This window comes from Mumia sp. Pv4-285 (genome assembly GCF_041320275.1).
In the GTDB taxonomy this organism is placed as follows: domain Bacteria; phylum Actinomycetota; class Actinomycetes; order Propionibacteriales; family Nocardioidaceae; genus Mumia; species Mumia qirimensis.
Genome location: NZ_CP162023.1, coordinates 3636489 through 3650846, shown reverse-complemented (window position 1 = coordinate 3650846; position 14358 = coordinate 3636489). Strand labels below are relative to the sequence as shown.

The 14358-nt window shown below is 72.7% G+C and carries 13 protein-coding genes; 9 read left to right on the top strand and 4 right to left on the bottom strand.

Translation table 11 applies throughout. From position 1 onward, the window contains the following. Positions 1–4 precede the first annotated feature (4 nt). The 3 genes from AB3M34_RS17660 to AB3M34_RS17650 are packed head-to-tail and all read right to left on the bottom strand — an operon-like array spanning position 5 to position 2845. Entirely contained in the window at positions 5–718 is a 714-nt protein-coding gene (locus tag AB3M34_RS17660) for a TIGR03089 family protein (protein ID WP_370615909.1), read from the bottom strand. 10 nt (positions 719–728) lie between these two features. Then, the gene (gene cofE, locus AB3M34_RS17655; RefSeq protein ID WP_370615907.1) at positions 729–1712 is read right to left on the bottom strand and encodes a coenzyme F420-0:L-glutamate ligase; all 984 of its coding nucleotides are present in this window, start codon (positions 1710–1712) and stop codon (positions 729–731) included. Next, the gene (locus AB3M34_RS17650) at positions 1709–2845 is read right to left on the bottom strand and encodes a 2-phospho-L-lactate transferase (protein WP_370615906.1); all 1137 of its coding nucleotides are present in this window, start codon (positions 2843–2845) and stop codon (positions 1709–1711) included. Before AB3M34_RS17650 ends, cofE begins: the two co-directional genes overlap by 4 nt. 151 nt (positions 2846–2996) lie before the next feature. Between AB3M34_RS17650 and AB3M34_RS17645 the strand changes: the two genes are divergently transcribed. The 4 genes from AB3M34_RS17645 (at position 2997) to AB3M34_RS17630 (ending at position 9255) form a co-directional block, all read left to right on the top strand. Beyond that, positions 2997–4295 carry a hypothetical protein gene (locus AB3M34_RS17645; RefSeq protein WP_370615904.1) on the top strand — a complete coding sequence of 433 codons (1299 nt, stop codon included), beginning with the start codon at positions 2997–2999 and terminating at the stop codon, positions 4293–4295. Positions 4296–4541: 246 nt separating this feature from the next. Continuing rightward, complete coding sequence (locus AB3M34_RS17640) at positions 4542–4790, top strand: WhiB family transcriptional regulator (RefSeq protein WP_149770400.1); 249 nt, start codon at positions 4542–4544, stop codon at positions 4788–4790. Positions 4791–4927: 137 nt separating this feature from the next. Next, positions 4928–7735, top strand: coding sequence for a glycosyltransferase (locus AB3M34_RS17635; protein WP_370615903.1), 2808 nt, complete (start codon positions 4928–4930; stop codon positions 7733–7735). Further along, on the top strand, positions 7732–9255 hold the full coding sequence (locus AB3M34_RS17630; RefSeq protein ID WP_370615902.1) for a DUF5719 family protein: 1524 nt from the start codon (positions 7732–7734) through the stop codon (positions 9253–9255). Before AB3M34_RS17635 ends, AB3M34_RS17630 begins: the two co-directional genes overlap by 4 nt. Before the next feature lie 3 nt (positions 9256–9258). Here AB3M34_RS17630 and AB3M34_RS17625 read toward each other — a convergent pair whose 3' ends face one another. Beyond that, positions 9259–9714, bottom strand: coding sequence for a metallopeptidase family protein (locus tag AB3M34_RS17625; RefSeq protein ID WP_370615901.1), 456 nt, complete (start codon positions 9712–9714; stop codon positions 9259–9261). A gap of 126 nt (positions 9715–9840) precedes the next feature. Here AB3M34_RS17625 and AB3M34_RS17620 point away from each other — a divergent pair, with 126 nt between their 5' ends. From AB3M34_RS17620 to ahcY, 5 genes are read left to right on the top strand one after another with little or no spacing between them, the layout of a single operon-like run. Then, the gene (locus tag AB3M34_RS17620) at positions 9841–10188 is read left to right on the top strand and encodes a DUF3499 domain-containing protein (RefSeq protein ID WP_370615900.1); all 348 of its coding nucleotides are present in this window, start codon (positions 9841–9843) and stop codon (positions 10186–10188) included. Between the two features lie 5 nt (positions 10189–10193). Next, positions 10194–11585, top strand: coding sequence for a phosphomannomutase/phosphoglucomutase (locus tag AB3M34_RS17615; protein WP_370615898.1), 1392 nt, complete (start codon positions 10194–10196; stop codon positions 11583–11585). Continuing rightward, positions 11582–11755, top strand: a complete 174-nt coding sequence (locus AB3M34_RS17610) for a Trm112 family protein (protein ID WP_370615896.1) — start codon at positions 11582–11584, stop codon at positions 11753–11755. Before AB3M34_RS17615 ends, AB3M34_RS17610 begins: the two co-directional genes overlap by 4 nt. A 17-nt stretch (positions 11756–11772) precedes the next feature. Next, positions 11773–12786, top strand: a complete 1014-nt coding sequence (locus AB3M34_RS17605) for an SIS domain-containing protein (RefSeq protein ID WP_370615895.1) — start codon at positions 11773–11775, stop codon at positions 12784–12786. Positions 12787–12840: 54 nt separating this feature from the next. Next, entirely contained in the window at positions 12841–14271 is a 1431-nt protein-coding gene (gene ahcY / locus AB3M34_RS17600; RefSeq protein WP_370615893.1) for an adenosylhomocysteinase, read from the top strand. Positions 14272–14358: the final 87 nt, after the last annotated feature.

Sequence of the window (14358 nt, the reverse complement as noted above, 5' to 3'; positions counted from 1 at the left end):
GACGTCAGCGTACGGTGACGCGCTCGGTCTCGGCGATCGCCGCGATCCGGTCGCTGTCGGCCTCAGGGTCGGCGGAACGCACGAGCACCAGCGACCCTGTCGCGTGGAGGACGGCCGGGACCACGTGCAGCAGCGGCACCGCGTCGCGGTTGCCGACCAGCATCACCCGGGACCCGTCCGGGTAACGGGCCGCCGTCTCGGCCACGAGATCGGCGTGCGTCAGCATGTCGCCGTCATCACGCACGGCCGGCGAGCTGTCGGTAGGTGGGTAGTAGGCGACGAACCGGTCACCGTGCGACGGGACCTCGGCGTTGTAGTCGATGACGCCGGGCGGGAGCGGCGTGGTGAACCGACCCCCGAGCGGGCGCAGGGAGAGGGCGACGACGTCGTCGGCGCCCTGGCTGCCCGCGATGTCGAGATCGTCCGGACCGACGACGACGATCCTGTCGCCGGGCCGCACGCTGACGGCGCACCCCGCGACCCAGCAGGCGAGCAGCCAGACGACGGTCTCCCAGTGCAGGGGCAGCAGGACGTCGACCGTCGTGTCGTCGTCGGTGCCGAGGGTGTCCTGCAGCATGTTGGCGGTCTTGGCGACCCAGTTGGCGGCGGTCGTGACGCTCAGCTCGACGCGTTCGCCGGTCTCGAGGTCGTAGTACGTCACGACCGGGCGTGAGGCGTCGGTCCGTGCGGCGTCGGCGAGCAGCTCGGCAAGTGTCACGCTGCCAACTTTAACGGCCGGAGGCGACGGTGGCCCGAACCTCGACACGGTGCACGACGCGGTGCGCGCGGGCCGCGACCCGTAGCCGCTCGGCCACGCGCCCCGCCTCGATCAGCGCGTCCGCGGCGTCGCTGCGCGCCGTCACACGGATCGCGTCGTCGACGATCTCGACATCGACCAGCGCAGGATCGGCTGACGCGAGGTCCCGTACCCGCTCGAGTGCGTCCGGCGGTGCGCTCGGGAAACCGAGCGGCACGTCCGACCCCAGCGCGACCTCGACCGCATCACGAGCTCCCAGGCCGAACATGTCCTCGTCGTCCGGACGCAGCAGGTCCTTGGCGCCGGCACGGGCCGACGCCCAGTGGTCTCCGACCCAGTGCCTCGGGAGACCGCGGACCACCACGAACGGGGTGCGTCCGGTCTTGCCGGCGACCAGCTCGGCCGCTCCGGCGATCTCGTCGGCGATCGCGCGCTCGGTGACCTGCAGCGCGTTGCCGTAGGTGTCCAGGGTGCCGGACAGCGAGTCGACGACCTTCAGGCCGGCGCTCCCGATCGCGATGTCGGTCTGGCCCGTGCGCCAGGCACGGCCGGCGGTGTCCGAGAGCACCACGCCGACCTCGACCCCGGCGCGCCGCTGCAGGCGCCGACGGAGCGCGAGCGCCTCGCCGTCGGGGTCGCGCGGCAGCGTGAGGACGGTCCCCGGCACGGTGTTGCTGGCGTCGACCCCGGCGGCCGCCATCGTCAGACCGGCGGGGTTGCGCACGATGCGGGTCGGGCCGCGTCGCGCGACGACGCGTACGGTCTCGTCGTCGATGACGGTCTCGCGGTCGGCCGTCGAGACGAGGCCCAGAGCCTTGCTGACGATCTTGCTGGTGATCACGACGACGTCGCCGTCGCGGAGCGGCTCGTCGAGGCGACCGAGAAGCAGGTGGACGAGGTCGTCACCGGCGCCGACCTCGCCGACGCCGGTCACCGGCCACAGCGTGAGGCTCATCGGGCGTCGCCGATCTCACGCGCGAGCGCGAGCGTGTCGGCCGCGAGCGTCCGCGTTGTGGCCGGGTCGGACATGTAGAGCGGGACGACGCGGGTGGTCAGCCCCGTTGCCTCGAGTGTCGGCACCTGGCTCGCGTCGGACGTGTCGACGAGCCAGCCGTCGAGGACCCCACCCGCCGTACGCGCGCCGTACCGGGCGCCGACCGCACCGGCGCTCACCTCGACCCCGAGCGCGGTCAGCAGCTGGTCGGCCATGCCCCGCACGGCCCCCGTCCCGATGATGGGAGACACACCGACCACCGGCGCGCGGGTCGCCCGCAGCGCGTCGGCGATGCCCGGGACCGCGAGGATCGGGCCGACGGACACGACCGGGTTCGACGGCGGGACGATCACGACGTCGGCCGTGGCGATGGCCTCGACGACGCCGGGTGCGGGCTTCGCGTCCTCGATCCCGATCATCACGACGTCGTGGGCGGGGATCGCCGCGCGGTGCCGTACCCAGTACTCCTGGAAGTGGATCGCGCTGCGCTGCCCGCCGTCCTCTACGACGCTCTGCTGATTCGGATCGTCTACGACGCTCTGCTGATTCGGATCGTCTACGACGCTCTGCTGATTCGGATCGTCTACGACGCTCTGCTGATTCGGATCGTCTACGACGCTCTGCTGATTCGGATCGTCTACGACGCTCTGCTGATTCGGATCGTCTACGACGATGTGCGTCTCGACCCGGTCGTCGGTCATCGGGATCAGGGTCACCCCCGGCTCCCACCGCACGCAGAGCGCGCGCGTGACGTCGCTGAGCGCGTACCCGGCCTGGAGCATCTGGGTCCGCACGAGGTGGGTCGCGACGTCACGGTCCCCGAGACCGAACCACGTCGGCTGCGCGCCGTACGCGGCGAGCTCTTCCTTGACGCTCCACGACTCGTCGGCGCGGCCCCAGCGGCGCACGGGATCGATGCCGCCCCCGAGCGTGTACATGAGGGTGTCGAGGTCCGGGCACACCTTGAGGCCGAACAGCCAGATGTCGTCGGCAGTGTTGCCGACGACCGTGACATCGGCGTCGTCGACCTCGTCGAGAAGACCGCGGACGAACGTCGCGCCGCCGATCCCTCCGGACAGAACAGTGATCCTCATGGGCCCATTGTCCCTTCTCGACAGGGTGGTCCTGCACGCCCGGGGGAGACTCCTGCACCCGTTGCTGCGTAGGGTAGGTCCGTCCGTGGGGACCAGGGCCGTGCTCTGCCCCCGAACCATGCTCTGCCCCCGAACCACGAGATGGGGATCCGTGACCGACTCACTGCGTACCTACCGCGACATCTTCTCCTTCGCGCTGCTCGGCGTGGTCGCCGCGACACTGCTCGCGACGTTCATCGCGCTGCTCGACGACCGCACGCTCGACGGCACCCTCGGCGTCGGACCGGTCCTGCTGGTCGTCCTCGCCGTCGCGATCGCCGCCCCGCGCAAGGACGCCTCGAGCTCGCACGCGCGCCTGATCACGATCGCTGCGATCTCCGTCCTCGGAGTCGGCGTGGTGCTCGGGCTGTGGGGGTTCTTCTCGATGCTCTCGACCGACCTCCTCCAGGGCAAGGCTTCGCTCGCGATCGTGCAGCTCGCCACCCTCGCCCTGAGCGGACTGGCGATCTTCGCCGGCGTCCTCGTCCTCGGCTCGCTTCCCGCGCCGGTGCGCCAGCAGCAGCCCCAGGCCTGGGGCGGCCAGCAGCAGGGTCCCTGGGCCCAGCAGCAGGGCGGCCAGCAGCAGGGCTGGCCGGCCGCGCCCGCGCAGCAGTGGGGCGGCAGCGAGCAGGCCGGCTGGCAGCAGCCGCAGGCAGCGTCGCAGCAGTCGGCCCAGCAGGGCTGGCAGCCGTACGCCGCCGGTGCCGCCGGCTACGCCGCCGCAGAAGGCGCCCAGCAGGTGTCGTGGTCCCAGCCGCAGCACGCGGCCCCGCAGCACGTGGCGCAGCCCGAGCAGCAGGCCCCTCAGCAGCAGGACGGCCCGGCCGACGTCGAGCCGGCCGAGCAGTCGACGGCGGTCTGGACGCCCCCGGCCGAGCAGCAGCCGGACCCGTGGGGCCAGCAGCAGGCGCAGGACCAGCAGCCCGGCTGGGGTGCGCCCCAGCAGGAGCAGCAGCCCACGTGGGGCGCGCCGCAGGACTCCGCATGGGGTCAGGACAACAGCTGGTCGCAGCCCGCCCAGCCGGCCCAGAACACGTGGGCCCAGGAGGCCACCGAGCAGCCCGCGTGGCAGCCGGCGACCGAGTACGGCTCTTCCTGGTCGCAGCCGACCCAGCAGCCGGCGCAGCAGCCGTACGGCACCGAGCAGCCGTCGCAGGGGTGGGGCAGCCCGGCACCGTCGAGCGGCTGGGGAGCGACCGAGCCCGAGGCAGAGCAGCCGTACGCCCGCTTCGGCAACGCGACCTTCGACCCGCCGGCGACGGAGCCCACGTTCGACACCACCGACCCGAACGCGGCCGACGCGTCGACGGGTTCGGAGTCGGGCGAGCGCCCGGCCGCCGACAACGACGACGACCGTGGCGACGACGGCTCACGGACCACGTCCTGGTGGTCGCCGGGAAGCCCTTCCTGACGCGATCTCCATCACTCTCGAAGGCCCGTACCACAGGTACGGGCCTTCGCATTAGCACCACTCGGCTTGACGGATGGGTATTGACAGGCATGTAATTTCACTAGTGTCGTCCTCTTGGACTTCCCAGGTGCACGATTCAGGGGCTCTCCAGCTCCCGGGTCACCGGCTCGCGAGGGGTCGCGAGCCAGCACCAGGGCACGGGCGGCGCTGGCCACGGGGAATCACGAGGGGTAGGAGGCGAGACTGATGGAAGACATCTTCCAAGCAGACGCCGAGGAGATGGGTTGGCAGGACCGCGCCTTGTGCGCGCAGACCGACCCGGAGGCATTCTTCCCGGAGAAGGGCGGCTCGACACGTGAGGCGAAGCGGGTCTGCCTGACCTGCGACGTGCGCGGCGAGTGCCTGGAGTACGCGCTCGAGAACGACGAACGGTTCGGGATCTGGGGCGGTCTGTCCGAGCGCGAGCGACGAAAGCTCAAGAAGCGCGCGATCTAGAGCGCGGTCCTGACGGCGGGCGGCAGTCGCTCGTCGACGGGCCGACGGTGCCGATCGGCCCGTCGCTGCGGGGGTGCGTGCATGCGGCGCGTACCCCGCGGAAGCCCCTGGATCGGCACGGCTAGACTCGCCAACCTATGTTCGAAGGCGTCGACGAGGGCTTGGTCCCTTCCCGCGAGTGGATCTCCTCGCCCCCTGGCGTCACCGCCGTGATCGTGTGCCGCAACGGCGCTCGCTGGCTTCCCCAGGTTCTCGACGCGCTGGCGTCCCTGCCCCACCTGCCGAACGCGGTCGTCGCCGTCGACGTGGCGTCCACTGACGAGACGCGCGAGATCCTCGGCCGCTACCTCCACCCGGCGTCCATCCGTACGGCGCCGGCAGGCACCGGCTTCGGCGACGCGGTCCGCGTGGCGCTCGACGGTGCCCAGCAGACCGAGTGGGTGTGGCTGCTCCACGACGACTCGTCGCCCGGTCCGGACGCCCTCGCCCACCTGCTCGACCAGGCGACGCAGTCCGAGGACATCGGCATCGTCGGCCCGAAGCTGCGCGAGTGGCCGTCGCTGAAGCGGCTGCTCGAGGTCGGGGTGACGGTGACCGGCACGGGAGCGCGCGAGACCGGGCTGGAGCGCGGTGAGCCCGACCAGGGCCAGCACGACCGCCCCCACGACGTGCTCGCGGTCAGCACAGCAGGGATGCTCGTACGCCGCCGCGTGCTGGACGACCTCGGCGGCTTCGACCCGCAGCTCCCGCTCTTCTTCGACGACATCGACCTCGGCTGGCGGGCCGCACGCCGTGGCTACCGGGTCCGGGTCGTGCCTGCGGCGGTGGCCTTCCACGTCGAGGCGTCCGCGACCGCCGTACGCGTCGGGTCGATCGCGCGCCGCCCGCGCCGTGACCTGCGCCGGGCGGCCGTCTACACGCTGCTCGCCAACGCGAGCCGCCCCGGATTCCTGTGGCAGTCGGTCCGGCTCCTGCTCGGCTCCGTGCTCCGCACCCTCGCGCTGCTCGTCGCGAAGGCGCCTCGCGAGGCCGCCGACGAGCTGGCCGGCACGCTCGCGGTCTACCTTCGGCCCGGAGCGATGTTCCGGGCGCGACGCCGCCGCGCGGCGGCGTCGCGCGTGGACCAGAAGTCGGTCCGCGAGAGGCTGCTGCCGTCGCCCCTGATCCCGTACCGGCACGGGCTGGACGCGGTCGGCGAGCTCATCAACACCCTGGTCGGCCCAGCCCCCGAGATGACCGGGCGCCGCGCCGCGGTCGAGGCGCGCGACGACGACGAGGACGAGCTGCCCGTCAGCGGGTCGCTCCTGTCGCGTCACCCGTGGGCCGGGACGGTGCTGATGCTGGCGATCGTCGCGCTGGTGGCGGCGCGGACCGTGATCGGATCGGGGTTCCTGGCCGGCGGCGCGCTGCTCCCGGCACCGGACAGCGCCGGAGCCTGGTGGTCGCTGTTCACGTCCGGCTCCCACGACGTGAGCATCGGCAGCGACGTCGCGGCGCCGGGCTATGTGGTCCCGCTGGCGCTGCTCGGGACGCTCTTCGGCGGCAACGCCGATCTCGCCGTCTCCGTCGTGCTGCTCGCCGGCTCCGTCCTCGCCGCACTGACCGCCCACCGCCTCGCGCGCCGACTGTTCGCCTCGCCGTGGATCGCGCTCTGGTGGGGCGCCACCTACGGCATCCTCGTGGCGACCTCCGGTGCCGTCGCCCAGGGTCGGATCGGCTCCGTGGTGGCACTCGCCGCCGCCCCCGCGATCGTCAACTCGGCCTACCTGCTCACGACACGTCCTCGGGTCACCGACGGCCTGCGTCTCGGGCTGTGGCTGACGCTGGCGACCGCGTTCGCACCCCTGACGTACGTGCTGACCGCCGCGCCGCTGCTCCTCGCCGGCGGGGTCCTCCTGCGCCGCCGCGGGTGGCCGAGCATCGCCACGGCGCTGCTGGTCCCGTGGGCCCTGCTGGGGTCCTGGATGTGGACCCGCGCGCTGAACCCGGGCGCCTGGTGGTGGGAGGCCGGACGCGCCGACGCCGGCGTCGGAGACCTCGACCCGCCGACCTGGCAGCTCGCCCTCGGGCACGCCGGCGGACCAGGCGCGGCGACGTACGCGACCGGAGCGCTGGTGCTCCTCGGCCTGCTCGCGCTGATGCGCACCGATCGCCGGGCCGGCGTCCTCGTCGCCTGGGCAGCAGGCCTGTGGGGTCTCGCCTGGGCGAGCCTCGGTGCCGGGGCGCGGTTCACCGATGGCATCTCGTCCGGACCCGCATGGGTCGGCGTGCCCGCCACGCTGTGGGTCGCCGCCCTTGCCGCTGCAGCGGGGATGGCGGCAGACGGCCTGACCGAGCGGTGGGCGGAGCGCCCGCTGCGCCGCCGCGCCTATGCCATCGGGGTCGTGGTCGCGATCGCCGGTCCGCTGCTCGCCACCGGCTGGTGGGTCGTCCGCAGCGTCGACGACCCGCTCGAGCGGGGCCCGATCACGGAGGTGCCCGCCTATCTCGCGGACCGTGCCGCCGACGGGTCCTCGACGCTCGTCCTCACCGGGTCGCGCGAGGAGGGCGTGTTCCAGCAGGTGGTGGCAGGAGACGGCACTCGGCTCGGTGACGAAGCCGTGATGCCGCCGCCCGAAGCGTTCCGCGACCTCGACACCGACGTCCGTCGGCTGCTCACCAACCCGTCCACCGGCGTGCTCGAGCGCATCGGCCAGTACGGCATCCAGGCGATCTACGTCCCGGCACCTGCCGATCCCGCCCTCGTCGACGCGCTCGAGATCGTCCCGGGTCTCAAGCCTTCCGGCAGCCCTGAGGGCTCGCGGGTGTGGACGTTCACCACCGAGTCGGGTCGGGTCGATGCACCGGACTCGGCGATCCGTCCGATCCTGGCCTACGTCCAGCTCGGGCTGCTCGTGGTCGTCACGATCGCCGCGGCGCCCGGTCGAGCGAGGGAGGTCCGATGAGTCCCCGCACGCCGAAGCGCAAGGCCGGTGGCCGCCGCGTCAAGGACCAGGTCGTCGAGACGACCTCGGCGGCGATCGCGCTGGGCGCCCAGTCGGGACGCCTGGTCATCGGCGCCATCCTGCTCGCTGCGCTGCTGCTCGTGGTCGGCGAGGTGCGCACCGCGTCGAGCGGCGACGCCCCTGCGCCGCCGTCGGCCGAGAAGGTCTCGATGCTGGCCTACGGGTGCCCCGCATTCACCCACGCGGGGGAGTCGTCGCCGACCACCGTCGCGGTCGGAACCCTTCCTGGTGCGGCGGTCGACGGCGGTTCCCGCACGGTCGTCCGGCTCCCCGGCGCCGACCCCGTCGCCGCGCTCGCCGATGCACCGCGCGGGACGTGGGCGACGGCCGCTGCCGGCCAGAAGACGGCGTCGTTGCTCGTGGACGTCACGGGGCCGCAAGCACCCGGGACCGTGGCGTACTCCGCAGCGAGGGCGAGCAGCGGGGACGGTGGCGGCCTGGCCGTCGGCGCGTGCCCGCGCCCGCTGCCCGAGCGGTGGTTCGTCGGAGCGGGCAGCACCGCTGAGCACAGCACCGCGCTGGTGCTGACGAACACGTCGACGTCGCCGGGCGTCGTCGACCTCACCCTGTACGGCGACGCGGGCGAGGTCGACGGCGTCGGGACGAGCGGCATCACCGTCGACCCGGGCACCTCGAAGGTCGTCCGGCTCGCGCAGCTCACGTCGGGCTCGCCGGAGCTCGCCGTCCGTGCCGTCGTACGTCGCGGCGCGGTCGCCGCAGCCGCCGTCGACGTCTCGCGGTCGGGCGTCACCGCTCCCGCCGGCAGCGAGTTCCTCCCCAGCTCCGCGCTCCCGGCGAACGACGTGACGGTGGCGGGCGTCCCCGCGGGACGCAGCGCCCGGACGCTGCTGGTCGCCAACCCCTCCGACCGGACGGCGACCGTCGGGCTGTCGATCGCGACCAAGGACGGTCTCTTCACCCCGACCGGCCTCGAGTCGGTGGACGTCGCGCCGCAGTCGGTGACCTCCGTACGCCTCCCCGCCGACATCAGCCCCCGCGCGTACGCGGTGCGACTCACCTCCGACGTACCCGTGACGGCTTCGGTGCGCACCACCGTCGGCAGCGACGTCGGCTACTCCGTCGCCACCGTCGCCTGGGAGGACACCGCGGTCGTGCCCGTTCAGGTGGGTCGCGCGCTGGCGCCCGGCTCGACGCGCCTGATGGTGACTCCCGCCGGCGACCAGCCGTCGACGGTCCGGGTCACGGCGCACGCCGAGGACGGCACCGAGGTCGGCAACACGGAGCTCGAGTCGCCCGCCGGCGCGACGACGACGCTCGACCCGTTCGGCGCCGGTGGCGTCGGGGTCGACGCCGACGACGTCGCCTACCTCACGGTCGAGGCCACCGGTGGCGCCGTGCGCGCAGCGGCCGCGTACGAGACCGGAGGCTTCGCGGTGACACCGCTCCTGCCTGCTCCGGTCCGCGAGGCGGCCCCGGTCGTCAAGCCGGCTGCGCCCTGAGGTTCAGGCCCGGGGATCGATGTCCTCGGGCTCGCAGCGCCACAGCGTCGCAAGCTGGTCGACGAGCACGCTGAGAACGAGGTCGTCGAGGTCGGCGCGGGTCTCCGCACGGTGCTGGATCGGGTGCCGGAAGAGTACGACCCGCGCCCGCTCGTGGTCGGGTACGACGGTGCCGAGGGGGACGTCGTCGCGCCAGCGGCGGGGGAGGACCGGGACGTCCTCGACCGCGACGTCGAGCTCCGCGAGCGCGGCCGCGTGCGACGGTCGCAGCCTCGCCAGCGCACCCAGGACGGCGGTGTCGAACTGGGAGCCGTGGTCCCAGCCGCCGGGGACGCCGCGCGGAGACAACGGCCCGGGCACGGCCACCGGTCCGCGGAACCCACGGCCCCGGCGGTCACGGCGGCGACCGCCGCGCGGACCGGTCAGGGGTTCCACGCGCGGGTTGCTCCGTCGGGCCATGGGACCGTCCTACCGCGACGGGTGTGTCGTCGCAAGCAGCCGGGCCTCCGCACAGCGGTGCGGAGGCGCCGACCGCACGGAGCGCCGCATCAGGCCGTCGGCGGCCGGCACGTTACTCTCAGCGTTGTGAGCCCCCAGCGTCGATGCACTCGTCCGGCGTGCCTCCGCCCCGCCGTGTCGACCCTGACCTACGTGTACGCCGACAAGACCGCGGTCCTCGGCCCGCTGGCGGTCTACGCCGAGCCCCACAGCTACGATCTCTGCGAGGACCACGCCCTGCGCCTGTCGGCGCCGAAGGGGTGGGAGGTGCTCCGGCTCGAGATCGACCTCGCGGCCGCGCAGGCACCTTCGTCGCACGACCTCGAGGCGCTCGCAGACGCGGTTCGAGAGGCAGCACAGGCGCCGCCGCCGGTCGCGGCGCCAGCAGAGAGCAACCGACGCGGTCACCTCCGCGTCCTCGGACCCCAGGACTGAACCACATGGACCAGCAGACCCTCGCCGCGCGCCTCGCGTCCCTCGTGAAGTCGTACGACGTGCGCGGCGCCTCGCCCGAGGTGCTCGACGCCGACGTGGCTCGGGCACTCGGTGCGGCCTTCGCCGTCGAGACCGGCGTCGCGGCACGTCCGGACAGGACGGCCGGCTCGGTCGTCGTCGGGCACGACATGCGCGTCACCTCGCCGCAGATCGCCGAGGCGCTCGCCGACGGAATCACGAGCACCGGGGCCGACGTGGTCGCGATCGGTCTCGCGTCGACCGACATGCTCTACTTCGCGTCGGGCGAGTGGGACATGCCCGGGATCATGGTCACCGCGAGCCACAACCCCAGCGGCGACAACGGGCTCAAGCTGTGCCGTGCTGGCGCTCGTCCGATCGGTCGCGACACCGGCCTGTCGGCGATCGCCGAACGCGCGGTAGCGGGCGTCGAGCCTGCCGACGCCGCGGGTGCCGTGACCGAGCGCGACGCCCTGACCGCGTACGTCGAGCGCGTCATCGCCCTCGTGGGCGTCCCGGCCGGTCGGCGGCCGCTTCGGGTCGTGGTCGACGCCGCGAACGGCATGGGCGGGCTGATCGCACCCGCGGTCCTCGCACGCCTCGACGTGGAGGTCGACGGCCTCTACCTCGAGCTCGACGGGACGTTCCCGAACCACCCGGCCAACCCGCTCGACCCCGCGAACCTGGTCGACCTCCAGAAGGCGGTGCGCGAGCAGGGCGCAGACATCGGCCTCGCGTTCGACGGCGACGCGGACCGTTGCTTCGTCGTCGACGAGAGGGGCGAGCTCGTGTCGCCGTCGGCGGTCACGGCGATGATCGCCGCGCGCGAGCTCGCGAAGCACCCCGGCGAGACGATCCTGCACAACGTCATCACCTCACGTGCCGTGCGCGAGGTGATCGTCGAGAACGGCGGCACGCCGGTCCGTACCCCTGTGGGCCACTCGCTGATCAAGGCGGAGATGGCACGCACCGGGGCCGTGTTCGGCGGGGAGCACTCCGGCCACTACTACTTCCGCGACTTCTTCCTCGCCGACTCCGGCATGCTGGCCGCGCTCCACGTGCTCGCCGCGACGAGCGAGTCCGGCTCGCCGCTGTCGCAGGTCATCGCCGAGTTCGAGCGCTACCCGTCGTCGGGCGAGCTCAACTCCCGCGTCGCCGACGCCGGTGCTGTGACGGCGCGGGTCGCGGCGGCGTACGCGGATCACGAGCAGGACCGGCTCGACGGCCTGACGGTCACGGCCGCAGACTGGTGGTTCAACCTGCGCAGCTCGCAGACCGAGCCGCTGCTCCGTCTCAACGTCGAGGCCGACGACGAGGCGACGATGGAGTCGGTCCGCGACGCCGTCCTCACCCTCATCCGCCAGGAGGCAACCTCGTGAACCTCGATCCCGCGCTGCTGGAGATCCTCGTCTGCCCGCAGTGCCGCGCCACGCTCGCGGTCGACGTCGACCGCGACGAGCTGGTCTGCAACATGTGCCGCCTCGCCTACCCCGTCCGCGACGACATCCCGGTGATGCTCGTGGGCGAGGCCCGCAGCCTCACGGACTGACGTCGGCGGCGAGTGCGATGTTCGACGACGCGCTGCTGGACGACGAGAGCGCGCTGACGCGTGCCGACGGCGTCCTGCGCGACCTGGCGGGGTGCGGTGCGCGGGTTCGGCTGGACGCGCACACGGCGCAGGAGGCGATCGGGAGCCTCGTCGGTGACGCCGACCAGCGTCCGCGTGCCGTCGTCGCGGTGGGGCCCGCTGCACGGCTCGTCAGGGCCGTGCTCGAGCCGGCGTGCCCCGTCCCGTTCGTGGCGTGGCCCGGTCCCGGGCTCCCCGGCTGGGCCGGGAGCCTCGACCTCGTCGTCGCCCTCGGCGCACCGGACGGTCCTGGCGTGCACGCGGCTGCCGCGGAGGCGATCCGGCGCGGCTGCCCGTTGCTCGTCGTCACCGTCGCGACGTCGCCCCTCGCCGAGGTCGCGGCGTCGCGCTGGACGACCCTCGTCCCGACCGCGACGGCCGATCCGCTCGCTGTCGCCGTCGTGACGATCCAGGCCCTCGCCGCTGCCGGGCTCGCGGCGCCGTTCGAGACCGAGGAGGTCGCGCAGGCGCTCGACGAGGTGGCGCTCTCCTCCTCGCCGTACGTCGACCTCGGCACCAACCGTACGAAGCAGCTCGCCAGCAGCATCGGTGACGACGTCCCGCTGCTGTGGGGCGGGAGCGTTCTCGCCGCTCGCGCGGCACGCCGGTGGGCGGAAGGGCTGCGACGTGCGTCGGGACAGGCTGCGCTCGCCGCCGAGGCGGACGACATCGTCGCGGTGCTCGACGCGAACCCGCCCCGTGACCTGTTCGCCGACCCCTTCGAGGACCCGGTGGCGAGTCGTCCGGCCTCTGCCCTCGTCCTCCTCGACGACCGGGTGGAGGCGCCCTCGGTCCGCATCGATCGCGGCAACATCCTCGGCGCGGCGGCCCGTCACGGCGCGCGGCACGACGAGGTCTTCGCGGGTGAGGGTGGCGATCTCGCACGCTACGCGTCGCTCGTCGCGACCGGCGGATACACGGCCGCGTACCTCGGGATCGGGCTCGGGCGCTGAGCTCGCCGTGGCCGCGCGCGTGGTCCGTGTGCGGTGCGCCGCTACGATGGTGCAATGGACTTTTCGGTTGCTGATCTGACCCTGGCCGATCGCGGCCGCACTGAGATTACGCTCGCCGAGCACGAGATGCCCGGGCTCATGGCGATGCGTGAGCGCTTCGGCGACTCGAAGCCGCTCGCCGGAGCACGCATCGCGGGCTCGCTCCACATGACGGTGCAGACCGCCGTCCTCATCGAGACCCTCGTCGACCTCGGCGCCGACGTGCGCTGGGCCAGCTGCAACATCTTCTCCACGCAGGACGAGGCGGCCGCTGCCGTCGTCGTCGGCCGCACCGGCACCGTCGACGACCCGCAGGGCGTCCCCGTGTTCGCGTGGAAGGGCGAGACGCTCGCCGAGTACTGGGACCTCGCCGAGCAGATCCTGGTCTGGCCGAACGGCGAGACCCCCAACATGATCCTCGACGACGGCGGCGACGCCACCCTCCTGCTCCACCTCGGTGTCGAGTACGAGAAGGCCGGCGCGGTGCCGTCCCCCGACACGACCGACAACGCCGAGCTCAAGGAGGTCCTGCGGGTCCTCGGGCGCAGCCTCGAGGTCGACCCGCAGCGCTGGACCCGCGTGGGCAACAGCGTCCAGGGCGTCACCGAGGAGACGACCACCGGCGTCCTCCGCCTCTACGAGCGGTTCAAGGAGGGCAGCCTCCTGTTCCCGGCGATCAACGTCAACGACTCGGTCACGAAGTCGAAGTTCGACAACAAGTACGGCTGCCGCCACTCGCTCATCGACGGCATCAACCGCGCCACCGACGTCCTCATCGGCGGCAAGGTCGCCGTCGTCTGCGGCTACGGCGACGTCGGCAAGGGTTGCGCGGAGTCGCTGCGCGGCCAGGGTGCCCGCGTCATCGTCACCGAGATCGACCCGATCTGCGCGCTCCAGGCAGCCATGGACGGCTACCAGGTCGCGCGCCTCGACTCCGTGATCGAGCACGCCGACATCGTCATCACCGCGACCGGCAACAAGGACGTCGTCACCGCCGAGCAGATCGGCCGGATGAAGCACCAGGCGATCCTCGGCAACATCGGCCACTTCGACAACGAGATCGACATGGCCGGCCTCAGCGCGACGCCGGGCGTGACCCACAAGAACGTCAAGCCGCAGGTCGACCTGTGGACCGTTCCCAGCGGCAACACCGTCATCGTGCTGAGCGAGGGCCGTCTGCTCAACCTCGGCAACGCGACCGGCCACCCGTCGTTCGTGATGTCGAACTCCTTCACCAACCAGGTGCTGGCGCAGATCGAGCTCTTCACCAAGAACGAGGCCTACCCGGTCGGCGTCTACACGCTGCCGAAGCACCTCGACGAGGAGGTCGCACGCCTGCACCTCGACGCTCTCGGTGTCGAGCTGACGGAGCTGAGCGCCGACCAGGCCGACTACCTCGGCATCGCGGTCGAGGGCCCCTACAAGTCCGATCACTACCGCTACTGAGGCGATTGGCCGAGGAGAACAGGCGAGGAGATCTGGCGTGGACGGCAACGACGCTGTCAGGGAGCCGGCGGCCCGCGAGGAGCCGCC

Excerpts from the sequence above, each read along its gene's own strand:
- cofE (WP_370615907.1), bottom strand. The coding sequence starts at position 1,712 with ATGAGCCTCACGCTGTGGCCGGTGACCGGCGTCGGCGAGGTCGGCGCC.
- AB3M34_RS17650 (WP_370615906.1), bottom strand. The coding sequence starts at position 2,845 with ATGAGGATCACTGTTCTGTCCGGAGGGATCGGCGGCGCGACGTTCGTC.
- AB3M34_RS17640 (WP_149770400.1), top strand. The coding sequence starts at position 4,542 with ATGGAAGACATCTTCCAAGCAGACGCCGAGGAGATGGGTTGGCAGGAC.
- AB3M34_RS17635 (WP_370615903.1), top strand. The coding sequence starts at position 4,928 with ATGTTCGAAGGCGTCGACGAGGGCTTGGTCCCTTCCCGCGAGTGGATC.
- AB3M34_RS17630 (WP_370615902.1), top strand. The coding sequence starts at position 7,732 with ATGAGTCCCCGCACGCCGAAGCGCAAGGCCGGTGGCCGCCGCGTCAAG.
- AB3M34_RS17625 (WP_370615901.1), bottom strand. The coding sequence starts at position 9,714 with ATGGCCCGACGGAGCAACCCGCGCGTGGAACCCCTGACCGGTCCGCGC.
- AB3M34_RS17615 (WP_370615898.1), top strand. The coding sequence starts at position 10,194 with ATGGACCAGCAGACCCTCGCCGCGCGCCTCGCGTCCCTCGTGAAGTCG.
- AB3M34_RS17605 (WP_370615895.1), top strand. The coding sequence starts at position 11,773 with ATGTTCGACGACGCGCTGCTGGACGACGAGAGCGCGCTGACGCGTGCC.
- ahcY (WP_370615893.1), top strand. The coding sequence starts at position 12,841 with ATGGACTTTTCGGTTGCTGATCTGACCCTGGCCGATCGCGGCCGCACT.